Origin of the sequence: Helicobacter canis (genome assembly GCF_900451095.1) — a bacterium.
In the GTDB taxonomy this organism is placed as follows: Bacteria; Campylobacterota; Campylobacteria; order Campylobacterales; family Helicobacteraceae; genus Helicobacter_B; species Helicobacter_B zhangjianzhongii.
This window is the reverse complement of sequence record NZ_UGHV01000001.1, coordinates 1,279,053-1,304,079: the sequence shown is the minus strand read 5'-3', so window position 1 is coordinate 1,304,079 and position 25,027 is coordinate 1,279,053. Positions and strand designations below refer to the sequence as shown.

18 protein-coding genes are annotated in these 25,027 nt (G+C 45.7%); 10 read left to right on the top strand and 8 right to left on the bottom strand.

Annotated features, from left to right (window positions below; all coding sequences use genetic code 11):
• Positions 1-236: 236 nt before the first annotated feature.
• The 4 genes from DX060_RS06095 to DX060_RS06080 are packed head-to-tail and all read right to left on the bottom strand — an operon-like array spanning position 237 to position 7,085.
• Positions 237-890 carry a response regulator gene (locus tag DX060_RS06095; protein ID WP_115011628.1) on the bottom strand — a complete coding sequence of 218 codons (654 nt, stop codon included), beginning with the start codon at positions 888-890 and terminating at the stop codon, positions 237-239.
• Entirely contained in the window at positions 890-2,413 is a 1,524-nt protein-coding gene (locus DX060_RS06090; protein ID WP_115011627.1) for a sensor histidine kinase, read from the bottom strand. The genes DX060_RS06095 and DX060_RS06090 overlap by 1 nt, the downstream gene beginning before the upstream one ends.
• A complete protein-coding gene (locus DX060_RS06085; RefSeq protein ID WP_115011626.1) occupies positions 2,406-3,857 on the bottom strand; it encodes a hypothetical protein in 1,452 nt (483 codons plus the stop codon). Before DX060_RS06085 ends, DX060_RS06090 begins: the two co-directional genes overlap by 8 nt.
• Before the next feature lie 9 nt (positions 3,858-3,866).
• On the bottom strand, positions 3,867-7,085 hold the full coding sequence (locus DX060_RS06080; RefSeq protein ID WP_115011625.1) for a UvrD-helicase domain-containing protein: 3,219 nt from the start codon (positions 7,083-7,085) through the stop codon (positions 3,867-3,869).
• Positions 7,086-7,203: 118 nt separating this feature from the next.
• Between DX060_RS06080 and DX060_RS06075 the strand changes: the two genes are divergently transcribed.
• From DX060_RS06075 to dapE, 6 genes are all read left to right on the top strand, one after another.
• The gene (locus DX060_RS06075) at positions 7,204-8,046 is read left to right on the top strand and encodes a hypothetical protein (protein WP_115011624.1); all 843 of its coding nucleotides are present in this window, start codon (positions 7,204-7,206) and stop codon (positions 8,044-8,046) included.
• A 65-nt stretch (positions 8,047-8,111) separates the two neighbouring features.
• On the top strand, positions 8,112-9,830 hold the full coding sequence (locus DX060_RS06070; protein ID WP_115012324.1) for an OmpP1/FadL family transporter: 1,719 nt from the start codon (positions 8,112-8,114) through the stop codon (positions 9,828-9,830).
• 47 nt (positions 9,831-9,877) lie between these two features.
• Positions 9,878-10,507, top strand: coding sequence for an ABC transporter C-terminal domain-containing protein (locus DX060_RS06065; RefSeq protein WP_115011623.1), 630 nt, complete (start codon positions 9,878-9,880; stop codon positions 10,505-10,507).
• Between the two features lie 69 nt (positions 10,508-10,576).
• Positions 10,577-11,749 carry a pyridoxal phosphate-dependent aminotransferase gene (locus tag DX060_RS06060; RefSeq protein WP_115011622.1) on the top strand — a complete coding sequence of 391 codons (1,173 nt, stop codon included), beginning with the start codon at positions 10,577-10,579 and terminating at the stop codon, positions 11,747-11,749.
• 2 nt (positions 11,750-11,751) lie between these two features.
• Positions 11,752-14,271 carry a tRNA uridine-5-carboxymethylaminomethyl(34) synthesis enzyme MnmG gene (gene mnmG / locus DX060_RS12005; RefSeq protein WP_258552221.1) on the top strand — a complete coding sequence of 840 codons (2,520 nt, stop codon included), beginning with the start codon at positions 11,752-11,754 and terminating at the stop codon, positions 14,269-14,271.
• Between the two features lie 127 nt (positions 14,272-14,398).
• Entirely contained in the window at positions 14,399-15,562 is a 1,164-nt protein-coding gene (gene dapE / locus DX060_RS06045; protein ID WP_115011621.1) for a succinyl-diaminopimelate desuccinylase, read from the top strand.
• 122 nt (positions 15,563-15,684) lie between these two features.
• Here the strand turns inward: dapE and DX060_RS06040 are convergent, their stop codons facing one another.
• Positions 15,685-16,854 carry a DUF354 domain-containing protein gene (locus DX060_RS06040; RefSeq protein ID WP_258552220.1) on the bottom strand — a complete coding sequence of 390 codons (1,170 nt, stop codon included), beginning with the start codon at positions 16,852-16,854 and terminating at the stop codon, positions 15,685-15,687.
• A gap of 153 nt (positions 16,855-17,007) precedes the next feature.
• Here DX060_RS06040 and DX060_RS06035 point away from each other — a divergent pair, with 153 nt between their 5' ends.
• Entirely contained in the window at positions 17,008-18,873 is a 1,866-nt protein-coding gene (locus DX060_RS06035; protein ID WP_115011620.1) for a hypothetical protein, read from the top strand.
• A gap of 160 nt (positions 18,874-19,033) precedes the next feature.
• Here DX060_RS06035 and DX060_RS06030 read toward each other — a convergent pair whose 3' ends face one another.
• Together DX060_RS06030 and DX060_RS06025 are read right to left on the bottom strand one after the other, a co-directional pair.
• Positions 19,034-19,852 carry a glycosyltransferase gene (locus DX060_RS06030; RefSeq protein WP_181814212.1) on the bottom strand — a complete coding sequence of 273 codons (819 nt, stop codon included), beginning with the start codon at positions 19,850-19,852 and terminating at the stop codon, positions 19,034-19,036.
• A gap of 124 nt (positions 19,853-19,976) precedes the next feature.
• Positions 19,977-21,230 (bottom strand): glycosyltransferase family 2 protein, encoded by a 1,254-nt coding sequence (locus tag DX060_RS06025; protein WP_258552219.1) that lies wholly within the window; start codon positions 21,228-21,230, stop codon positions 19,977-19,979.
• 346 nt (positions 21,231-21,576) lie between these two features.
• On the opposite strand from DX060_RS06025, the gene DX060_RS12000 reads away from it, so the two are divergent.
• The gene (locus tag DX060_RS12000) at positions 21,577-21,702 is read left to right on the top strand and encodes a hypothetical protein (protein WP_258552218.1); all 126 of its coding nucleotides are present in this window, start codon (positions 21,577-21,579) and stop codon (positions 21,700-21,702) included.
• Here the strand turns inward: DX060_RS12000 and gmd are convergent.
• Complete coding sequence (gene gmd / locus DX060_RS06020) at positions 21,690-22,799, bottom strand: GDP-mannose 4,6-dehydratase (protein ID WP_115011618.1); 1,110 nt, start codon at positions 22,797-22,799, stop codon at positions 21,690-21,692. The genes DX060_RS12000 and gmd overlap by 13 nt on opposite strands.
• Positions 22,800-23,126: 327 nt before the next feature.
• Here gmd and purD point away from each other — a divergent pair, with 327 nt between their 5' ends.
• Together purD and DX060_RS06010 are read left to right on the top strand one after the other, a co-directional pair.
• On the top strand, positions 23,127-24,476 hold the full coding sequence (gene purD, locus DX060_RS06015) for a phosphoribosylamine--glycine ligase (protein ID WP_115011617.1): 1,350 nt from the start codon (positions 23,127-23,129) through the stop codon (positions 24,474-24,476).
• A 1-nt stretch (position 24,477) separates the two neighbouring features.
• Positions 24,478-25,026, top strand: coding sequence for an RDD family protein (locus DX060_RS06010; protein ID WP_115011616.1), 549 nt, complete (start codon positions 24,478-24,480; stop codon positions 25,024-25,026).
• The last annotated feature ends 1 nt before the right edge of the window (position 25,027 follow it).

Below are 25,027 nucleotides of genomic sequence, written 5' to 3'. Positions count from 1 at the left end.
AGCAAAAACACGCCAAGAGCGCATTGTATATGCAGATACACTATATAAAATCCAGATTGGAGAGATTATTTGCCTTTTAGCCAAGCTGTCCAAAATTGCTTAAGCAAAGACACACCCAAGCAAACGCCGAGCAAAGCCATCTAAAAACTTCAAATAAATACCTCATTCACAGATTTATTCTAAGCCTTTTTTGTTTATTGCCACATACGCCTATATAGATTCTAGCTTTTAGGATTCTAGCCCTGAGGCATATTGATACGATAGACTTTGTTGCGGATTTTGCTAAGTAGCCCTACTTCCATAAGCTGATGAAATGTCTTTACAATCGTGGGCTTGCTGACATTGAGCTGCTCGATAATGTCTTCATACGAGCCATAAAACATATTATCCTTATCGCAATGTGTGAAGAGAAATTGGATAATCTCTATCTTTTTGCCTCCCACAAATGTCGCAATCGCCCCTAGCAAGAGATTTTTATCGCGGATCTCTTGGGCTTGTAGGCGGGGTAAAATCGCCTTATGCAGTGTGGATAGCAGCTCTTTGACATCAAGGGGCTTTAAGATATAGCCTTCAACTTGCAAGCTTATAGCATCAAGCAAGTAGCTCACTTCTGTGTGTGCGGTGGCGATGATAATGGGGCATTTGGCATTATGAGGGCTTTGGCGCACAAGGCGTGCAAACTCTATGCCATTCATCTTTGGCATAAGAATATCTGTAAGGATAATATCAATATGATGAGTATTAAACAGCTCTAAAGCTTGTGCGCCATTTTTAGCAAGTAGCACTCTGCCCATATAGTCTTCTAGCACCATTGCTGTTACACGCGAGACATCATCATTGTCTTCAACATACAAAATACTCAAATCTCGCAATTCTGCAAACTCTTGCATTAACTATCCTGCTGAAAATATAATGGAAATCTTATCATAAAAATCGCGCCATACAATTCCTGCCCATTTTGCTCACACCGCCACGCACCATTGCGCGCTTCTATGCTTCCGCCCATTTGTCTCTCCACAATTTGCCTAACCATATATAGCCCTATGCCTGTGCCAATGGACTTATGCTTTGTGGTGAAATATGGCTCAAAGATTTTATCAATATCTGCAAGTGTGATACCACCGCCATTATCCATAATCTCTAGCAGAGCAAAAGGCGTAGAATCACAATTTTGCTCTAGCTGCTTTAAAGTGATTTGCACCACACCCGCAGGTGCATTATCTGTGGCATCTTCTTTGGTGAAAATATCTTGGGAGTTTTTGATGATATTTAGCACCACTTGGGCAAAGGCATTTTCATAGCCGACCATCTCCAACTCCTGCGTATAAGTGAAAAATACTTCGATATTGTTTTGCTCTAAAGTAGGCTGAATCAAGCGGATAGAATCCTGTATGCTTTGCGTGAGTGAAAATCTCTCTTTGGCGAGATTTGGGCGGAAAAAGTTGCGGAAATTTTCAATGGTATCAGACATATTTTTGGCAATCTGCAAGGCAAATTCTGTCTCTTTAGCGACAAAGTCATCGGTAAGCTTTTGCTGCTCATATTTAAGCTTGAAACTTTGAAAGAGAATAATGAGTGAGTTAAGCGGCTGCCGCCATTGGTGCGCGATATTTTGGATCATCTCACCCATTGAGGCAAGACGGGCTTGCTGATACATAATTTGATCTTTTTTGCGCGATTGCTCGATCTCATAGGCGATAGTTTTTTGTAGATTCTGGTTAGTAAGCTTAAGCTCACTTGTTTGGGCATCGATTGTCTGCTGGAGCTTGTGATTGACCCCGCGCACAAAGCCCAGCACAAGAGAGGCAAAATACAGCGTCCCAAAGCTCACCAAAAACGCAAAGACAAAAAGCAGCCATAGCGTGGCATTGTAGAGAGAATCTGCGATTTTAGTAGCAAGCAAAGCCCTAGCAATATCTGTCTGCACAAGCTTATCTAGTGTGGCGATGATCTGGGTGATCTCGTGTAGCAATTCTTTGGATTTTGTGCTTGTGCGATTGGGGGCTTTGTGTGCTAGCTGATTGTGGATTCTAGAATCCAGCTCTTCTATAAGCCCTAGCTGTCTTTGGCGCAAACTAGCCATTTTCTCAACTTCTTGGCGCAAAAATATCTGCTGATATAACTGCTTAAATTTAGCGATGATTGTGCGCTCGCGCGGCTCGCTTTTATACGCTGCCCAATGCTCTAGCACAATGCCTTGATCTAGGGGCTTGCTTGGGGCAAGTGCTAGCTCGTGGTAGTAGGCTTGGATTTGCTGCAAGGAGTGGGATTTTTGCAAGTGATTTGCTAGGTTTTTATCATACTCATCTTTTAGCCCAAGCAACGCCAAAAACGCGATAATGCACACAAGTAAGAATCCAAATGCGATAAAAAGCAGCAGGATTTTTGCTTGAGATTCAAAGCTTTTATGCATAGCTATCTAGCTCTATGATAAGGGCGCAAATGCGCCCGCCCAAAGCGTGTAAAAGATTGCCAAAGCGATAGATACTCTGCTTATTTTCTCTAGTGATGAGCGTGATTTCTGCTTGGGCGTTTTTTTGCGTATTTTGCATTGTGTATTTTTCTTCTTGCAAGGCGGTGTTTTTGCCCTTTAGCGAAGCGATTGTATCAAGTGTTTGGATCTTTTTTTGCAAGAGAGAGTTGATGATTTTTGTCATAGCATTGCGCGTTTCTATATCGGCTTTTTCATAGGCTAGGCTCTGGGTCTTTTTTTCTTCATATTCTTGGCTTAGGGTTTGGATCTGCTCTTGCTTTTCTTGGATTATCGCGTTATTATCGCGGACTTCTTGATCGATTGCAAGCAAGCGTTTTTGCGCATCGGCGATATTTTGTCGGTGCTTTTGCAAAGCTTGGTTAATGTCTCTTTCAGAATGCAAGATAAATTCAATATCACTAAGCCCCCAAATCTTAGAATCCACATCTTCAATCACAGGGACATAAAACTCCCTACCATTAAAGATCTTTTTCTTCCCGTCAAAAAACGCCACAAACTCCCTAGCATACACCTCCCCAGAATCTAGCCTATGCAGCACTTCTTGCGCGATTTCTTCACAAATTTGCTCTCTATTTTCTCGGTAAGATTCTGCGCCATAGCAGTTTAGCACGCGTGCGCCTAAGTGTAGCTCTAGCCCTTGAAGCTGCTTAACAAACTCTTGTATATAGAGGAAAGAAAATGCCCCCAAAAAATCCATAGCACGCATCACCGCTAGCTTGCTATCAATCAGCTCTTGCGTGATTTGCTTGATGACTAGCTCCATATTTTTCTCTTTTAATGCGCGATCAATATGCGCTTTTGTGGCTTCATCAAGCAGAGAATCTATACGAGCAGATTTTGTCATCTCGCGGATTTGGGCGTTATTTTGCACAAGCTCAAAGTCAAAGTTTTTGACCAATGGCTCCACATCGTGGAAAAACAGCCCATCTCTATCGCCAAGCCCTAGCACTCTCTTTAGCCCACCACGCACAATATCTTTGATAAGATCGCTTGATAGCTTTGTGTCTTGCAGTGATAAGAAAATCTCTTTCAAGCAGCTATTATCGCCACTTTTTAGCCGATCAATATAGCCTTTTTCATCAAGAAATCGCATAAGAAAATCCACATACGCGTTTTTATCGCGATTGATGATACTGCATTTAATGGTAATGTCATTTGCCCCAAACATCACAAGAGCTTTCATACCTCTTTGTGCCATAAAGTCCATAATCGCCTTGCGAATAGTATCTTTCTCCACTTCATTACGCGCCAAAAGCGTAGCAAACGCAGGCTTCACACTCGCGATAAACTCATCAAAAGACTTTTGGGCTAAAAATTCCTTTGTCATAATATTGATAGATTCTAGATAGAGTCCTTGATTCATCGCCAATCCTTACACTACGCTAACCACTTGTATAGGATCGCGGATATAAGCGACATAGCCCTGGCACTCTATCTGCTCTCCATACGCATAGCGCAAAGCCTGCATATACTCTTGCACCTGCTTTGTATGCTCGCTCCTTGGCGCACCGCTTTTATAATCAACCACGATAAACTCCTCTCTATCTTCGCACACGCAATGCACAAGCACATCAAGCCGCCTTAGTGTCCAATCTGTAAAAAGCGGCACTTCCACAAGCACCTTGCCACCGCCAGCACGCTCTAGCAATGCCAAAAATCTAGGATCACTCCTTAAGGCTTGTATGCGAGAATCTATCGCATCTAGCGCGCTGGATTCTAGCCCAAACTTATAGCGCAAAATCTCTCTTACGCGCTCTTTTGCCACCCCAAAGCCTACTTGATACTCTAGCCCTAGATGCAACGCCTCGCCAAAGCGCATACTAGCGATATGTGGCACAAAGCCATCTTGTGCTTGTGTGGTGGGGAATTCTTGCTTGCCAAAATGCTCTTGTTGCAAGATTTGTGGCGTGCTTTTGGGCTTTGGCTTTAATATCTGGCTTTGTATGATAGCCCCAGATTCTAGCACAATCTCTGGGTGATATAGCGACTCTTGCAAGATAGGATCGCTATCTTTAGCTTCTGTTGTTATAGGTGTATGTGCGTTATGTTTATGGGCTTTAGTCGATGAGGCTTTGGGGTCTTGCTGGGTGGATTCTAGCTGTGCGGGGAGATTATTGATAATTGGCAAAAGACTTGATTGCTCCTGTCTTGCTATGATGATAAGCCCCTTTTGTGCGCGTGTGCAAGCTACATATAAGACATTATTATCTTCTATGGTGCTTTGTGTGGCGCGTAGCTCTTGGGCTTGTTTATATCGCTCATCAAGCTCTTTGCGCCTTTTGTGTAGCTCTTGCAAATGTAGCAAGACTTTTTTATCTTGTGTGTGTAGAATCTGCGCATTATCATTAGGAGCTTTGCTAAATCGATCAAGCACCACCACATAGGGAAACTCTAAGCCCTTAGATTTATGGATAGTTAGGATCCGCAAGCCTTGCTGATCATCTTTGGGGGCATCGGGGATTTGCGCTTCTAGCTGTGTAAAAAGCTCTTCAATGCTGCTGGATTCTAGGCTATATTCTAAAAGCAGCTGCGCACTCTTATCCCCAAGCCCAAATGCTTTGATAAACGCTAGGAGATAGCGGCTTGGCTTTGTATCAATAGGACATCGCTCTAGGGCGTGCAAAAATGTCTGTGCTATCGCGCTTGGGCTAGGAGAGACAAACGCCTTGCCACCAAGGAGCTTTACTAGCTTATAGAGATAGAATCTCGCTTCATCGCTAGCAAGCAATGCGCTAGAATCCAGCCTAGATTCTAGCTTCGTGCGCACAAAGTTTGCTAGCTGCAAGGCACATAGCAGGGCTTTGACGCTTTTTTCATCAGTGATTTTCGCCCGCGCTTCTAGCACGATATTGATATGTGGGAAATGTGCTTTAATGGCATTGCGCAGGCTTTGTGCCTCTGTATTTTTAAAGCACAAAAAGGCTATATCTTGCGCATTGACACGAGATTCTAGCAACTCTCCTAGCGTTTGTATCGCATAATCAAGCATAGCCGGCTCTACTTCTTGCTTGCTCACTCTGCCGCTGCTTTTTTGACTTTTGATATGTAGCTTGCACACTCGCACAAAGCCGCCATTTTTATCACTCTCTTTGGGGAGCTGCTGGGGGATATAGTCGCTAAAGACTCTAGCAAACACCGCATTCACAAAGCCCACGATCTCACTATATGAGCGATAGTTATAGGGGAGATTTTGCACATTGAGCCTAAGCTCTCCTGCCACCTTGTCAAAAAACCCACTCTCACTCCCACGGAAGCGATAGATACTCTGCTTGCTATCCCCCACGATAAAAAAGCTCCTATGCTCCTTGCCGTGCGCTCCAAAGCCCGCGCATATTTCATCAATTAGTGGCTGTAAAATGCGGTATTGCATAGGGTTTGTATCTTGAAATTCATCGATTAAGATATGCGCGATTGTCGTATCTAGGCGAAAGTAGAAAAATAGCGGATCAATCACTAGCCTAGAATCCACCAAATCCCTAGAATCCACGCTAGGCTCTAAATTGGATTCTAGCTCTTGTGCTAGCAGGCTATATAGCTCTAGCATACAATCGCTAAAGCCTAGCATATTTCTTGCAGCTAGCACGCGCTTGTGGGCTAGGGAGTATTGTGTAATCATACGCGCGATTTGCGCGAGTGTCGCACGCTCTTTGCTAGCAAAAATCTCGCCCATACACTGCTTGATCTCTTCAATTCTCTCGCACACTTGGATATTGGTAACTTCATCTTTTGTAAGGATTTTTTTGAAGTATTGATACGCGCTTGGCTCTTGCATAAGCCAAGTTATCTTATCTTTATCAAGGAACTCTTCAAAGCTTGCAAAACTTAGCGCATTATAGCCTTGAGTGCTTAGGGGCATTTCTAGTCGCTCCCCAGCACTAGTAAGGATCTGTCGCACCTCTTGGAGCAAGATCATCACTCGCGCTTGCTTATCCCTAGAATGCGCAAGTAGTGTGTTTGTATCAAGCTCTCTATATCGCTTAAGCATAGCATTGGAAAAATGCAGCCTATCTTCAAATCCTGCTTGTATGAAAGAAAATAGCCTATCAAACTCCAGCCCAAGCGCAGCACAAGTTTTAGCAAGAGACTCTAGGCTAGAGCCTTTGGCACTGGATTCTAGGAAGCTCTCTTTGATAGATTCTAGCGCACTTTGCCCATCATCGATCATCGTAAAATCCGCGCGCAAGCCCGCAAAATAGGAAAATTTCTTCAATATCGTAGTAAAAAACGCATCAATTGTAAGGATACGCGCCCTATCGCGCAAAAATGCCTGATAGATTCTAGGGGCATTGTGGGCGATCTCTTGTGGGCTAAAGCCCTCTGCTAGCAAGCTTTGATAAAACGCCCCTTGCACACCTTGGGCTAGATCACACAGGGCGTTTTGTATGCGCTCTTGCATTTCCTTAGTCGCTTTTCTTGTGAAAGTGATCGCTAAGATCTCATGCGCCCTAGCTCCTTGAAAAAGCAAGATGATATAGCGCGTAGCAAGCGCGAAAGTCTTGCCGCTACCTGCTGAAGCCTTAAGGGCTAGCAGTGGGGTTTTAAGCGATATGGCTGGTGCATTTTGCGACACATCTTGCGTGGTAGCTCTCAATCAATCCCCTTTCATCGCTCCCTTTAGGCTTGCTAGAATCTCTTGCATATTTAATTACTAATTATTACTGCCGATTTGGTATCATAGCAAATTTAGAGTAATTGCAAAAGGAGTTACAATGCCAATCACCACACAAACCCCCACCAAATCCCTAGCTACAACCGCACTAGCTACGATCCTTGGAGCAAGCTTGCTATGTAGCCTAGCCTTTGGCGCAAAAGATCCCAACAAAACCTACAAATCCGTGAAAAGCCAGCAGAGCTCTTTTACCAAAAATTTCGCAAGCGGCTCTATCGTCTCTGGCTCCACCTATGGCAGCACAAGCAAAAACGCCGCACGCCGCTGGTATATATTCAACGAAGCAAGTGTTGGCGGCTCTTACACGACTTTAGGGCAGGCAAACTATGTCGCTGTCGATGTGGGCTACCACGCCTATCTCCGCACGATAGAATCCACTATCCTAGGGCTAAACTTCCTTATCGGTGCAGAGCTAAACTTCCCTATCTACTTGCAAGCAAATGGTAGATCAAACATCATCGCCGATAAATTCCTAGAGACAAAAGAAACCGCCCAAGCTGTGCAAGGCTTTGGGGTCGAGCTTCCAGCGATGATTGGCTTTGAGAAAAATGGATTCTACCTTGTGGGGCTTGTGGGCTATGCGTGGCAGTTTATGACAGATACTTATACGAGGGTGAATGGCAGAGGCGAGCACCCCACGATCAAAACTAGCTATGATGGGCTCATTTATGGAGCAGGTGTGGGCTACAAAGTGCGCAATGTGATCAACCTAGGCTTCCGCTGGACTATGGGCAATATGACAAACCGCAAAGATGGCACGGAGTTTTCCCAAGGGGCGATCACTGATGGACTAGATCAAAACGCCATCACCACCCAAACCGGGCGTGATATTTATAATATCAACTATATGAAGTTTATGGGATTTGTCTCGGTGGTGTTCTAATCTACTAGATTCTAAGGAGGCTATAAGGGGGTGAAGAGTTGAGCTGTGTCAATAAACTTTCTGCTATGCTTGCTCGCGCTTGTTTTTTGCCCCTCCTATCCCTATCTCACATCTATGCCAATGGCTTTAAAATCCAAGAGCAAAGCCTAAATGCCACTGCCCTTAGCTCTGCATATATCGCAGGGGCGCGCGGAGCAGATGCGAGCTACTACAATCCTGCGAATATGGGCTTTAGCAACGACTGGGGGGAGAATAAAAGTGAATTTGAGCTAGCCACAAGCCTTATCAATATCCCGGGCTTTAACTTTGATGTCGCTACGACAAATCAGGGGCTGTATTCTAAGACGACTTTGGAATTTAATAAAGGGGGTATGGTAGAGCAAATAACAGATCCAAATAATTTGCTAGGCAAAGTAGTTATGGGTATTTTGCCAGAGCTTGCAGATTTGAAAAACCCCATTATCCTAGAGCACTCCACCCCAGACTCTCAAATTGTAACCGGCGGCACCGGCGATACTGCCCTAGCTGTGCCAAAGATGTTTTATAAATCCCGCACGATGCATGGCGTAACCTTTGGCGGGAGCTTTGTGGCTAGCTCTGGGCTAGCTATGCAGTGGGCAGGGAAAGGCGGAGAGTTTCTACAAGATGTGTTTATTATGATGGTAGAAGCCAGCCCTAGCGTGTCTTGGACTATCAATGACCGCCTATCCTTTGGCTTTGGCTATCGGGTGATGTATGCAATGGGGAGCTTTAATAATGTCGTATATGTCCCATTAGATGAGGGGGGCACAGGGATCCAGCTTGATAAAGAGCAGATCAAAGATCTCTCCAAGCACCCAGAAGCCATCGAAGCCTTAATCCCAGAATCCATAAAAAAAGGCAATATAGGAAAGTTACTTAGCGATCCTGTTATATCAGCGATCGCACAAGCATTTGGCGTAAATCTCAAAGTAGAAAACTGCAATACAGGTGGCATAGAATGCGTAAATTGGGGTGCGCTAATGGGCGATGTCGTGAGTGAGAAAACAAACCTTTTTGGCACCTCTAAAGTCTATCAAAAATCTGAAGGCAAGGATCTCTCCACAGGATTCCGCCTAGCCGCTTCACTGCGTGTGTTTGATAATGGTATGGCAAGTGTGGTGTATAACTCCCCTGTCAAGTTTGATATGAAAGGCAAGGTTGAAGCTACCACCTATGTCGGCGGAGCGATGGGCAATGTGCTCACCATAGCAGATCTTAATATCGCCGTGCAAATGCCAGAGATTTTGACCCTAGCCTATGCGCACGAGTTTTTCAATAGGCGATTGCGCTTAGAGGGCGTGTATGAGCGGACATTTTGGAGTCGTGGGTTTAAGTTTAATGTCTCGCCAGATTTTGCCAATGCCACTTACAAGGGCTTAAGCGGACTTGTCGCGCTGCCTGATGTCTTTAATAGCGAAACGCTTAAAAATATGGTAGGCATTGCAAACTTTGGCGTGGTGAGCAATATGGGGGCTGGCTGGCGCGATACCAACACTTTCCGCATAGGCGCGACTTATAAGACGCCCTTTGTGCGCCTTATGGCGTCAGCTGCCTATGACGCAGCTCCAAGTGCGCAGGATAAAATTGGCATACCGGATTCTGATGGCTTTATGCTAGGCTGTGGGGCGAAAATCAATCTAAGGGGCTTTGATCTAGGGCTAGCTGGGAGCTGGACTTATAAGCAGAGTATGAGCTCACTCTATCATAGTGGGGGACTTGGGGGGCTCTTTATCTACACCGCATCGCTTGGCTATCGGTGGTAGGCTCACAAAACTCCTAGAATCCACTTTTCTTGCTAGGCGATTCAGTCTTGGGTGAGCAATGCGGCAGTGTTGGCGTTTTTGCGGAAGGCACGGACAGGGAGTCCGCTAACCTTCCACAAAAACGCCAAAGCTCCCACAGCCCCACCGCAAGTCCTAGAATCTTAGGAGAAGCAAATCAGGCTAAACGAGAAAATCAATCGTCATCGCGAGCCGATGAAGTCGGCGTGGCGATCCATAGCACAAAAGCGGATTCTAGGAGTGGTTATTCTGCTAGCGCAGAATGTATGGATTCTAAAGAAACATCGCTTAACGGCGAGCGGTATCCCTTGTTTTGCGATGATTTTGTGGGTTGTCAAGGCGGGGGCGAAGGGATTTACCTAAGCGGTAATGAGCAAGCCCCCGCCGCAGACTCCCGCAAAAGCGCGCAAAAGCCAACGCCCAAAAATAAAAAACTAAGCTACAACGAACAGCGCGAGCTAGATAGCCTACCAGATCGCATACAATCCCTAGAAGCACAAAAGCAGCTCATCGAGCAGCGACTTAGCGATGAGACAAGCCTAGCGCGCTATGGTGTGGTGGCATTGGCAAAGGAGCTAGAATCTATCACCAAAGAGCTAGATTCTAGCTATGAGCGATACTTTTTCCTAGAAGAAAAGCAAGAATCCCTAAAGCATTAGCCCACACGCCCAAAGTCAAAATCTGCTAAAATAGCGCACTGCAATCATCTCTTAAGTCAAGGAGCATTTATGACCTACTCTAGCCGCATTACCAATCTCCAAGAGTCCGCCACTATCGCTATCTCTACCCTTGCTACCACGCTCAAAGCACAAGGGCGTGATATTCTAAGCTTTTCTGCTGGGGAGCCAGACTTTGACACGCCAGAGCCTATTAAGCTTGCTGCAAAAGCCGCACTTGATGAAGGATTTACCAAATACACGCAAGTAGCAGGGATCCCAGAGCTAAAGCAAGCAATCGCCAATAAGCTAGAGCGAGAAAATGGCTTATGCTATGAGCCAAAGCAGATTCTAGTGAGTAATGGCGCGAAGCAGTCGCTTTTCAATGTGTTTCAAGCATTGATTGATAAAGGCGATGAAGTCATAATCCCATCACCTTATTGGGTAACCTACCCCGAGCTTGTAGCTTATAGCGGTGGGAGCAATGTTTTCATAGAGACAAATGAGCAAAATGGCTTTAAAATCACTGCTAAGTCCTTGCGCCAAGCAATCACGCCTAGGACAAAAGCCCTTGTGCTTACCACGCCATCAAACCCCACCGGTATGGTCTATACCAAGCAGGAGCTAGAGTCCATAGCACAAGTGCTGCACGGCAGCGATATTGTCGTAATCGCCGATGAGATGTATGAAAAGCTGCTCTATGATGGGGAGTTTGTCTCTGTGGGGAGCATTAGCCAAGATATGTTTGAGCGCACTATCACGATCAATGGGCTTAGCAAATCTGTGGCAATGACAGGCTGGCGTATGGGCTATTGCGCAAGTGCTGATACTACGCTTATCAAGCTTATGACAAATCTCCAATCCCAATGCACTTCAAATATCAACTCAATCACGCAAAAGGCTTCTATCATCGCCCTAGAAGGTGGTGTGGATACGCAGATAGAAGCAATGCGCCAAGCATTTTTAGCCCGCAGGGATCTAGCAGTATCTAGTATCAACGCGATTCAAGGGCTGCACACGCTTTCCCCTCAAGGTGCGTTCTATCTCTTTATCTCCATAGGGAGTGCTTGCGGTGGGGATTCTATGGAGTTTTGTAAGCAGCTCTTAGAGCAAGAGGGGATAGCTCTAGTGCCCGGCAGTGCCTTTGGGGCAGATGGCTTTGTGCGGCTAAGCTTTGCGTGTAGCACAGAGCAAATCACCGCTGGTATCGCGCGTATAGCGCATTTTATGCAAGGCTTGGTGTAAGTATGGTCTATGATGTTCTTGTCGTAGGTGGGGGGCACGCGGGCTTAGAGGCGGCTTGTATCGCTGCTAGAATGGGCGCACGAGTGTGTATGCTCACTATCTTAGTCGAAAATATCGCCCTAGCTAGCTGCAATCCTGCCATAGGCGGCTTAGGCAAGGGGCATTTGGTCAAAGAAGTCGATGCGCTAGGGGGCGTTATGGGGAAGATCACTGATAAATGCGGGATACAATACCGCATACTCAATGCCTCAAAAGGTCCTGCGGTGCGTGGCACAAGAGCGCAAATCGATATGGATTTATACAGGATCTATGCGCGCAATCTCGCCCTAAACACGCCCAATCTCACTATCTCTCAAGCGATGGTCAAAGAAATCCTGCTTGATAGCACAGGGCAGAAAGCCATAGGTGTGCGCACCAATATCGGCAAGGACTATTACGCACACAAGCTTATCATCACCACAGGGACATTTTTGCAAGGGCTTGTGCATATCGGCGAAAATCGTTTAGAAAATGGTCGCTTTGGCGAGAGTGCGAGCAATGATTTAAGCACATCATTGCGCGATTTGGGACTTACTCTTGGGCGGCTAAAGACAGGGACTTGCCCTAGGATTTTGGGATCTAGCATTGATTTTACGCATTTAGAGCAGCACTCTGGCGATGAGAATCCGCCGCACTTTAGCTACACGACAAGCGAATTTACCCCCACGCAGCTGCCCTGCTATATCACCTACACCACAGAGCGCACACACGAGCTTATCCGCGAGAATTTCCACCGCGCACCGCTCTTTACCGGACAGATCAATGGTGTAGGTCCGCGCTATTGCCCAAGTATTGAAGATAAAATCTCGCGCTTTGCCGATAAATCTCGCCACCAGCTGTTTTTAGAGCCGCAAACCACGCACGCCACGGAATACTATGTCAATGGTCTCTCCACCTCTCTGCCCTATGATGTGCAAGAGCAAGTGATCGCCTCTATCCCGGGGCTTGAAAATGCCATAATCACGCGCTATGGCTATGCCATAGAATACGACTATGTCTTGCCCACCCAGCTCCACCACACTCTAGAATCCAAAGCCATACACTCCCTCTACCTAGCCGGGCAGATCAATGGCACCACAGGCTATGAAGAAGCCGCCGCACTAGGGCTACTAGCTGGGATCAATGCCACGCTCTCCTTGCAAGACATCGCGCCAGATCGCTTCCACTTCCCTCGCAAAGAGCTTGTGTTGCGCCGAGATGAGAGCTATATCGGCGTGATGATTGATGATCTTGTAACCAAAGGCACAAATGAGCCTTACCGCGTCTTTACCTCTCGCGCAGAATATCGGCTGCTACTGCGCGAAGATAATGCGATCTATCGCTTGCTAGGCTATGCTAGAGAGCTTGGCACAATGAGTAGGGAGCATATCGAGCGTTTTGCGCGTGATAAGCAAGATATAGCACAAGCCCTAGCGTTTTTACACACGCACTTCATCACGCCAAACAAACGCGCCCAAAGCTTCCTAGCCCAGCTCAATCTCCCCCCCATCAACCAAAAAACCGCGCTACTACATATCGTAGGTAAAGATGGGTTTAGGGATTTTGACGCGCTAGAGGGGTTTTTACGCAGTGAGCAGGATTCTAAGGGGGATTCGGCTTTACTTGGTGGGGATTCGGCTTTGGGTAGGCATTCCGCAGATTTTGGGGATTTGGAGGCAACCGCAGACCATCAGTCTAGCTCTGCCCCCAAAACAAGCGAAGCGGTGCAAGGCGAAGCCGCAGCAGGTTTCTTTAGTAAATCCCCAAAAAACTACGAAAGCCCCACCGCAATGCCTAGAATCCTTGAAGAAGAAAAACAAGCCGAGTGTGAAAAATTCACCGCAAATAAAAATCAGCCGCAAAGTAAAAAAGTGGATTCTAGCGGCAACGCTCATTTATCGTCATTGCGAGAAAATCCGCAAGGATTTTCGTGGCAATCCATACAAACAAAGACGCAAAACCTAGAATCCACTTTTTTAAACAACGCACAAAAAAGTGGAAAAGTGGATTCTAGTGTGAAGTTGGATTCTAGTGATAACGCCTTATTTTCTGTCATTGCGAGCCACGATAGCGGCGTGGCAAAGCAAGGCGGGGGCACGCAAGCAGGTTTCTTTAGTAAAAAGCCAACACCAGAAACCAAAATCCCGGCGTTTTCACACTTCAGCTCCGCCGCAAAAGAGCAAATCCACATACAAGCAAAATACCACGACTATATCCAAAAGCAGCAAGCAAGTATTGATAATATGCACGCCCAGCTCCAAGCCACAATCCCGGAAGATTTTTGCTATCAAGGGATTTCTGGGCTATCGCTTGAAGTGGTGGAGAAGCTCTCAATCGCACGCCCTAAAACGCTCTTTGATGCCTCTAAAATTAGTGGCATAACGCCTGCTAGCCTTGATGTGCTGCATTTACACTTGCATTTGCAGGCAAAAAGAGCAAAAGTGGATTCTAGCAGCAATATAGCTTCAAGCAAGCAATGCAGCAGCCTAGAGTCATTATCCTAGATTCTACTAGGATCTATCTTTGTCATTGCGAGCCGACAACGGCAGCGTGGCAATCTATATTAGAATCTACTTGCAAAAGTGGATTCTAGTCTAAGCCACATTGACACAAACGCACACAGGAGACACAATGCAAGCGCAACAATGCGTAGATTTTCTGGCAAAACTACTCACCTACCCCACGATCACCCCACAAGAATGCGGTATTTATGAGCCTATCAAAGCCTTATTGCTAGAAGCTGGCTTTGAGTGCCTGCATATTGATAAACACGACACGCGCAATCTCTTTGCCCATATCACGCTAGGCAAAAGCCCTAAGCCAGCAAAGCATTTTTGCTTTATGGGGCATATTGATGTCGTGCCTGTGGGAGATGGCTGGAGTGTGGATCCCTTTGGCGCGGTGGTGGAAAATGGCTATATCTATGGGCGTGGAGCGCAGGATATGAAAGCAGGGGTCGCTGCTTGTATCTACGCGCTACTAGATTGTGCCAAAGCCGCTGCCACAGCCCCCATTATGCTCTCACTTTTGCTCACAAGCGATGAAGAAGGAGATGGCACTTATGGCACTGCCTATGCGCTACAAGAGCTAGCCAAGCGCGATCTACTGCCCACGCACGCCATAGTCGCCGAGCCTACTTGCTCTAGCATTCTAGGCGATACGATCAAAAATGGGCGCAGAGGCAGTATCAATGGCGTGCTAGAGATTTTTGGCAAGCAAGGACACGCCGCATACCCTAGCAAGTGCATAAACCCCATAGAAGCCCTAGGATCTAGCCTTGGCAAGCTTGCTGGAGTGGAGCTAGACTCTGGGGATAGGGATTTTGCCCCTACAAAGCTTGTCATCACCGATATGCGCGGCGGCTTAGAGGTGGTCAATGTAACGCCTAGCGCGCTAAAGATTATGTTTAATGTGCGCAATTCTCCTGCTACCCCTAAAGAACGCGTGCAAGAGTATGTAGAATCCATTATGCAAGCAGTGTGCGCAAAAAATGTCGGCATTTCCTACACGCTTAGCCTAAAGCAAAGTGCCAAGCCCTTTATCTGCAAGCAGGATTCTAGGCTGATACACACGCTTAGTGCAAGCATTCAAAAAGTATGTGGTATCACCCCAAAGTGCAGCACAAGCGGCGGGACAAGTGATGCGCGATTTTGCCAAGAGTTTGGCATAGAGGCGATAGAATTTGGCGTGTGCAATGACACAATCCACAGCATAGATGAGCGCGTGAAAATCACAGAAGTAGAGCAGCTCTATCGCGTATTTCGCGCATTTTTAGAGCGATTTGCGCAAGTCTAGCCACTATCTACACTAATGCCAAGCCACCGCTTAGGTTTGCTGCTTTTAGTGTTGGAGATTTGTGCGGGAATGAGTGCATAGACTTTTGGGGCTTAGTTCTTTGAAGCTTAGGTTTCTTGCCACTATAACAACGCCTTGATATGCGAGATAAACATATCTATATCTATGCCATTTTTCGCAAAAAGGCAATCTTGCCTTTTGTATAAACGCGGTTTGGATAGAATCTCTGCAATGCCCTCCACCGCTTCAGTGGCACTTTTAGCGTGTTTCATCAAAGCATTATCAAGCAAAAATCTATCGTGAAAAAGCAAGATCGAGCGAGTGGAAATCACAGGTATGCCAAGATAGCACGCCTCTAGATTCATAGTCCCACCCCCGCCTAAAAGCACATCAACAAAGGGATAAAAATCCTTTGGCTCTAGCTTATGGTGCAAAATCTTAAAGCGACTTTGTGCATCTTGTGGAAGCTCTGCAAGGCAAGATTCTAGCTCATCTTTACCATAGCGGGGCATACACAGCACATTGGCTTTAATCTTTTGTGCCAAAAGGGCAAAGCTCTCATAAATAATTGGCAATTTATGCTTGACATAATGAGCCTTATACTCCTCTTCACGCACCAAAATAATAGGCAAAGCAGAATCTAGCCCTAGATTCTCGCAAAATGCCTTTCTCTGCGGCGATTCTAGCTCATAATGCAAGGGGATAGAATCTAGCCATAATGCCACATCAATAAAGCCATATTCCACCACTTGAGTAGAATCTAGCCCCAAGCTTGTATAGCAAATCTCAGGCACGACAAAAGGGCGGAATACAAGATGAGAAAGCGGAAGCGTTAAGCGGGATAAAATCGTTACAGATTCTAAGCAAAACTTTTCATCAGCCACCGGCGTATCAGCAAAATGCACCACCGGTATCCCTAGCCCATACGCACACTGCACGCCATCAACACTAGCTCCGGTGATAAAAATCTTTGGCATTGCATTAAGCCTTGCAAAAAGCTCCAAAAAGCCCTTTTGACGATTGATTCTTGCTTCAAACTTGCCTAGTTTGCTTGCCCCGCCATAGCCGCCAACGCAATAATGCTCTATGTTAAAAAGCTCTAAAAGTCTCAAGCACTCATCATAGTCCTTACTCTCACGCGTGGTAACAATCACAGAACCTAAAGCCTTAAGCCTTGGTAAAATGGGCTTAAAAAACAGCACATATTTTGGGTCAATAATATCAAGCCAAATCATCTTTTGCCTTTGTGTTTTGCTTTGTGTATTTGTGTGGTTAAAAATGGATTCTAGCACAAGTAGAATCTAGCCTTGTAGGCTTTATGCCTTTATATGATTTTCTACACGCTTAAGATCGTGCCTTAAGCATATTTAGCTTTTATGCACCAAAAATTTTAATGTATAATCCACGCTCTACACTTTATATTTTCACATTTCTAAGGATCCTTGATGTTGGCTTTGAAGCAATATATTCTCTCCCCCTTTGTAGCTTTAGTAATGCTTTTTAGAGAGCTAAGATTTGAGCTAGATGAGCTTATAAGATGTAAAAGCCTTAGCCTTATGGAGAGTGAGAGATATTGGCGGGTGATTTTTGCTGAAGTGATTTTAGTGCTGCTTTTAGGTGGGGGCGTCTGGGCGATATTATCATTGCTTTTATCCGCACTCTTTAACATTGCAGATAGCATTCTTATCGTAATGATGATTATAGGCATTGTAGGTGGTTTGGTGCTTTTTGCACTCAATGTAAGAATCACAGCTAAAAGGCTAAAGACTTTGCACAAGGAGTTGCATAAGGAGTTGATAGAGCAACCAGCTCGCCCCATAGATTCTAGCTTGGCAGATTCTAAGCCCTCTTACTTTTCACGCTTTTTTATCCGCTTTATTACGCCAAAATATTTTTACATCTCTCTTGTGATTTGTGTGGGGTGTTTATGGGGTGCTTTGGCAGGGGAGATAAATGAATGGGAAAAGATTGCTACTATCTTTTTTGCTGTGGTTGGTGCTTTGATAGGCTTGTTTTATAGCATTATCCTTTTGCCAAATCTCACAAAAGTTTTAGACATAAGACAATTTAGTCTAAATTCTAAAAAAATGCTTCTAGGCATTGGGCTTATAAGTGCGGGATTTTTGCTTATAGGCTTTAGTCCTGTGGTAAATTTTATCTATGCTTATGGTGATTCTGTTTGCTTTCTTTATATGTTTTATGGTGGAATGGGGCTTGTGCTTTTGGGACTATGGCAATATAGCGGGACATATATGAAAATCTGGCTCTTTATAGCCGCATATGGTGTTTTGACATATTTGATTACAGCTTTAAGCGTATATCCATATCGCTTTGCAGATATTGAAAAAGAGGTAACGATTATACCCGCTATGCTCTGCTTTTTGCCGCTTTTAATATGGCATATAAGGCAAAAGGCGTTTGTGGGGGTTCTTGGCATAATATGGATATATGATTGTATAATGAGTGACTATTTTTTTGATAAAAGATATATGATTTTATATAGTGGTATTTTTAATGCTATTGCATTGTATATTTTTGCGATGATTGGCTTTTATTGCGTGAGATTTTTTGGTGAGAGTGAAAGCTTCTTTGGGAAGTTTATAAGGCTATTTTCTAAGCTATGGATATGCGGCAGTATCAGTGGGCTAATCTTTCTAGGCTTATTCTTTAATGGCATTGCATTTTTTGCGTTAGTCAAGGGCGTTGTAGCGTTACTTGGCTTCTCTCTTAGCTTAAGTTTGCAAAGGCTCAAAATAGAGCATTTTGCCTTGCTCTTGCTTTTGCTATTTAGCATATATGTGGGCATTCTCTTTTTTAAAAGTTTTAATTATTTGCACTTTTTTGGCGAGTTTGCACATAATCCTTCCTACACGACACTTGGTTTTGATTCTCTATTTGGCTTTTTTGTTATGTCCTTTGTTTTGCTGTTTTTGTTTCTTCTCACAAAACACACAGGAGCAGATTCTACATATCAAGGCTTTATGCATCTTAGGCTTTGTCTTGTGCTTTGTTTTAGTGCTATGATTTTATTTTGTATGCAATATCTCCATACAGCCCTAAATAGTTATGCTTATAGCCTTTGGGGGGTAATGGAAATCTCCGTGTTTTTTATCATTGCATTTAGCGTTGTGCTGTTGGGGCTATTTTGGCGGTATAATGTCTTATTTGCCCTAAGTTTTGTGGGCTTAATGGCGGATTTTATATTTTTCCCTAGATTTAGTGTGTTTTTTATCCTGCTCTCTTTTGGTGTGTTGTGGGAGGTGGCTAAGATTGTATTTTTTAATAGGCAAAAGATAGAATCTATAAGCTAGATTCTACTTCAAATCTCAAGCCACGCATAAACCTCAACGCCACTTTATTTGCATTGGATTGCCACGCGGATTTTCAATCCGCTCGCAATGACAGGAAAATGGGCGTTAATGTAAAAAGTGGATTCTAGGATTTGTTAGATTTGCTTCTATCTAGCTATTGTTACTGCAACACCTCCTGCCATTGTGGCATTACCGCTTGCTTGCTAAAGTTTTGTGCCACAAGCTCCCTAGCATTTGTGCCAAACTCCGCGCGCTTTGTCTCATCGCTCATTAGCTCACACAGCCTAGTAGCAAAGCTCTCTTTATCGCCATTTTCTATCAAATACCCACTTCTGCCTTGTGTAATAATATCGCTAGGACCAGCGGCAATGTCAAAGGCAATGCCCGCTAGCCCGTAGCTGCACGCCTCTGCTAGTGCCATACCAAAGCCCTCAAAGTAGCTACACATCGCATACACACTAGCCCCCAGATATACGCGCTCCATATCCTGCCTAAAGCCCACTAAACGCACGCTTTTTCTCAAGCCCTTTTGGAAGATAGTGGATTCTAGCTTTTCTCGCAGCTTCCCACTGCCTACGATATGTAGCTGCCACTGCGAAGTCTCCTTATAATGCTCTTTAGAGGGGTCTTGCACCATCGCCCAAATATCAAGCAGCCTATCAAAGCCCTTTTCTCCGCTTAGTCGCCCCACAGATAGCACGACTTTGGTGCTAGGATTAGCAAGCTTGCTAGAGATTTGTGGGAGGAAGTTTGGGATCACCCGCACGCATTTATGATAGCTCTGCCAAGTGGCTAGCTCTTTTTGTGAAAGCACGACTAAAGTATCAAAATTGGCTAGATTGCGAGCTTTGCGCGTGCTTAGGTGCTTTGGCGCGTTTAAATGCCACAGGCGCACATAGCGCACGCCCTTTATCTTGGTGCGTGGGATATACCAGCCATCATTACTTAGCACGATAGTGGGCTTATATGCGCATAGCACTCTCTCTACCTTGTGGGCAAGCAGGGGGCGTAAGAGCTTCTGCCAGAGTTTAGCGAGCTTGCTTAGGGGCTTGGTTTTAAGATTGTTGGGGTCTTGGCTTATGCGTTTGGCTAGTGTATGCGGCTTATGAGAGAGAGAGAGAGAGTAGCTCCGCCCTAGATTCTAGCGGATAGATTGGCGCATTATTGCTACTAAAAAGACTTATGACGCTAACCTTAAAGCCGCATTCTATAAAGGCATTAGCTAGATTGACCCCCACGCGCTCGCCTCCGCCTGCTTCTGTGATGTCTTTGGCGATGATGGCTATGCGCGGGCTTGCTTGGGGACTTGGCGAGCTTGTGGGGCGTGGCGGTGTCAAAGCCATAGAAGTATCTAGAAGCGTCTTGCCAAAGAGTATGATCGTCTTGCGGTTTTTAGTCAAATGCAAGCAGAATTTATCCGCCCTCCACTCTCTAAAGCTCCTAGTCCTAGCCATAAACTCATCTAGGCTTTTTGCTTGTAGCGCAAGCCTTAGGGGCTTGTTTTGCTCTAGCACACTTGGGCTAAGATCTAAAGAGCGTAAAAACTCCTGCAGCTGCGCCAAATAGCTAGAATCCACTTTTGCGAAGCGATTGGGGCGGAGCAAATCTGTGGGCAGGAGATAGGACTCTAGGTAGCCGTGCTTCTTAAAAAACTCATACACAAAGCCAAACACTTGGAAAAACTCTTGCGGCGGGTGGGTTGTGCTAGTGAGCGAGCCGCTACGCACGCGGTAAAAATAGCGCGCATTTTTGCTTAATGCCACCTTGCTAGCCAAAGCGTGCGCACACACGCTAAAGCCCACATCTTCAGCGAAGCGGTTGGTAGGGAAGCGCAAGTTTTGCAGCAATGCTCGCGTAAATACACTGCGCGGGGCTTCGATTTTATGCGCGATGTTTTTGCTTGTAACCTTGCGAGTAATGCCTCTAGTCTTAGGCTGCCTAAGTGCAAACATCGCGCTATCATAATGCTCATCGCTAAATCGCCATATATCGCGCGTGGTCGCCATCTGCGCGCGCCTAGATTCTAGCGTATAGATAAGATTAGCGTAGTAATCTACCCCCACCGCATCATCTGGGTCCATAAAGCCGATATATGCCACTTGGGGTAAAGCGTCATAGACATACCTAAGCCCTGTGTTTCTAGCAGCCCCTATGCCTTGATTGTCTTGCGTTAAGAGGATAAAGCGTGAGTCGCGCTTGGCATACTCAGCGATAATCTGCGCACTAGAATCACTGCTGCCATCATCGACACATATCGCTATAAACTCCCCATAGCTCTGCGCACTCAAAGACTCTAAACACTCCAGCAAATATTGCGCGACATTATAGATGGGGATAATTATGGCAAGGGGTTTCATTGGGTCTCCTTTGTTTTTGGATTTTGTCTTTTTGCGATAAATTGTAGATTCTGTGGCGCGGGCTTGCTCATTACCGACTAGGTAAATCCTTCGCCCGCGCCTTGAAAACAAGGGACACCACTCGGCGCAAGCCGATGTTTCTTTAGAAAGCTACAATTTCTCATCAAAAATCCTAAAATCCTGCGAGTTGGTATCATAAACATAATTTCTTGCGTTTCTTAGAATCCATTGTTTCAAAAGTGGATTCTAGGGTTTAAAGTTAGTTTTAGAGTCCCACGATTCTAAGGGTTGCGGTGGGGCTTTGTGCGTTTTGCGTGATTTTAGGGTAGGAGTTACCTTGTCGGTAATGACTATCCTAAAATCACGCAATCGCGCGAATCGCTCGCCCAAAGCTGAATCGCCTAAAGAAAAAGTGGATTCTAGGATTCAGGCTCGCTTGCAAGCGCGATCTAGCCCCTACTACTCAAAATAGCGCAAGATGTTATAGCCATTATCTTGCAAGAACTTTTCCTTTTGCATAAGCTTTATATCACTTTGCATCATATCTTTGACAAGCATTGCTAGATCATATTTAGGCTGCCAGCCTAAAAGCTTTTGCGCCTTGGTGGGATCACCTAGCAGCAGATCTACTTCTGTGGGGCGGAAGTAGCGAGAATCCACCGCGACCACTTCTTGCCCCTGTGGCAGCTGATATTCACCCCTGCACGCCTTGACTATGCCTACTTCATTTTCCCCCTCTCCGCGAAACTCCACCTCAATCCCAAGCTCCCCAAATGCCAGTGCCACAAAGTCTCGCACCTGCGTGGTAACGCCTGTGGCGATGACAAAGTCTTCTGCCTTTTGCTGCTGCAAGATAAGATACATCGCCTCTACATAGTCTTTGGCGTGTCCCCAATCGCGCTTGGCAGAGAGATTGCCCAGATAGAGCTTATCCTGCAAGCCTAGGGCGATCTTGCTCACTCCGCGCGTGATTTTGCGCGTGACAAATGTCTCGCCACGGATAGGGCTCTCGTGATTAAACAAAATCCCATTACACGCAAACATATTATATGCCTCTCGGTAGTTGATCGTGATCCAATAGGCATAGAGCTTGGCACAAGCATAGGGCGAGCGCGGATAAAATGGCGTGCTTTCACTTTGAGGCACCGCTTGGACTAGCCCATAGAGCTCACTTGTGGAGGCTTGGTAGATTTTGGTTGTCTCTATCAAATCAAGCAATCGCACGGCTTCTAGGATTCGTAGCGTGCCTATGCCATCGGCGTTGGCGGTGTATTCTGGCGTCTCAAAGCTTACATGAACATGGCTCATTGCCGCAAGATTGTAGATCTCATCTGGGCGCACTTCTTGGATAATGCGGATAAGATTTGTAGAATCTGTCAAATCCCCATAGTGGAGAAAAAAGTTGCGATTATCAATATGGGGGTCTTGGTAGAGATGATCGATCCTATCGGTATTAAACAGCGAGCTTCTGCGCTTAATGCCGTGCACCTCATAGCCGCGATTTAGGAGAAATTCTGCAAGATACGCACCATCTTGCCCGGTGATACCTGTGATAAGTGCCCTTTTCATAAGCTTCCTTAAAAGTAGAGTAGCACGCTAAGGGGCGTGCGTGTGAGGGACACATTATAGCAGACTTCGCATTTTCTAACCCAAATTTAAACCTAGAGAGCCTATAATAACGCCGCCTGAATAATTCGCGTTTCTTTTTTGGTAAGTCCGTTAAATTGTAAGTATTATAGGCTTGGTAGTGGTTTTTGTGTGTCGGTGTTTTTGCTTGAGCCTGCAAGGGTGAGAATCCGCCGCCTAAGAGAGCTCTCCTGCCTTATTTGTAGCTAGCATTTTGGGCTACACAACACAAGTAGCGGTTATTTGGGTAGTATCTTTTCAAGGGCTTTTATGCAGACACATAATCCACAAGAGAATTTGCACAAAGAGAATTTACACAAAGTTTTGCACAAGGTTTTAATTGTAGGGAATGGTGGGAGAGAATACGCCCTAGGCTTGCACTTAAAGCAGGATTCTAGGATAGAGCAGATATTTTTCACCCCCGGTAATGCCGGCACAGCACTGCTAGGCACAAACATCACACTTCCACACAATCAAGACATTGTAGAGTTTTGCCAAAAAGAGGGGATTTCTTGGGTCATCATCGGCGGCGAAAGCGCGCTTGTAGGTGGGCTTAGCGATGAGCTACGAGCAAGGGGCATTAGCACCTTTGGTCCAAGCCGTGCAGCCGCAGAGCTTGAAGGCTCAAAGGCATTTATGAAAGATTTTGTCGCCTCTTGTGGTATCCCCACCGCACGCTATATCCAAACAAGCGACCCACAAAAAGCCAAAGACTTCGCGCGATCACTCCCCCTGCCTGTGGTCATCAAAGCAAGCGGACTCTGTGCTGGCAAGGGCGTCATCATCGCACAAAGCTATGAAGAAGCAGAATCCACCATTGATAATATGCGCAAGGAATTTGGGCAGGCTGGAGAGTGCATAGTGGTAGAAGAGTTTCTATCCGGCTATGAGCTATCTGTCTTTGGGATTTGCGATGGGGAGAGCTTCACGCTTTTGCCCCCCTGCCAAGATCACAAGCAGCTTTATAACGGCGATAAGGGTCCAAACACCGGTGGTATGGGGGCTTATACGCCAAGTCCTTTGTGTGATGAAATGCTGCTAGAAAAGATTGCTTCAAGGATTTTTGCCCCTACACTTGCAGGTATGGAAAAGCGCGGCACGCCCTTTAGCGGGGTGCTGTTTGCGGGGATTATGGTCGTAGAGGGCGAGCCATATCTGCTAGAGTTTAATGTCCGCTTTGGCGATCCAGAGTGTGAAGTGCTACTGCCACTTTTGCAAACGCCTTTGCTTGATATTTGCCACGCCGTAGAATCCAAGCAAATCGCCGCACTTCCTATAACTTTCCGCCAAGGCTACTGCGTAGGAGTCGTGCTAGCAAGCCATAATTATCCCTTTGGCAGCTCTACGCCCCACCCTATCACAATCGCGCCTTTTGATAGCACACTTGGGCATATCTGCTATGCAGGTGTGAGCCCAAACAAAGTGGATTCTAGTAAAGGGGGTGAAAAAGTGGATTCTAGCAGCCCTCTACTAGCAAGCGGCGGGCGCGTGGCTCTAGCCATAGGAGTCGCCCCCACACTTGCTAAAGCCAAGCACAACGCCTACACAATCGCAAATTGCATAGCATTTGAAGGCAAGGTGCTGCGCACAGACATTGCCGACAAAGCTCTAAAGGCATAATATGGCAAAAGATGAAGCCCTACAAGACACACTTGATAGAGAGGATCTAACCTTAGCCCCACTTGATAAAAGGATTTATGCCTTTTTGATTGACGCGCTGCTGCTTAGCGCGCTTATGATGCTAATCAATCTCAACACCTTTCTTGCCCTAAGTGAGCCGCAAGCACTGCAAGAAATGCGCGATAGCAGCTCAAGTGCCATTATGCTAAAAGATAGTGCCAAAGCCCCACTAGAGCAAAGCATAGAGCAAAAGATACAAGAGCAAATCTCTTCACTCATTATGCAGATTTTCTTGCTAGAGATTATCTACCAAGGGCTTTTTACCTTCTGGTATGGGGCAAGCCTTGGGAAGATGTTGTGCAAAATCCAAGTAGTGAGCATTGATCTGCTGGATTCGCCGAGCTTTTTGGCAAGCTTTTTGCGTGCTGCCTTGCGCACCTTATCGCAAGCGGTGTATTACATACCCTTTGTTTTTGCCTTTAGCGATGTCTTGAAGCGCACACTCTATGACCGCGCCGCACGCACGATTGTCATTATGCAAAAACGCTAGG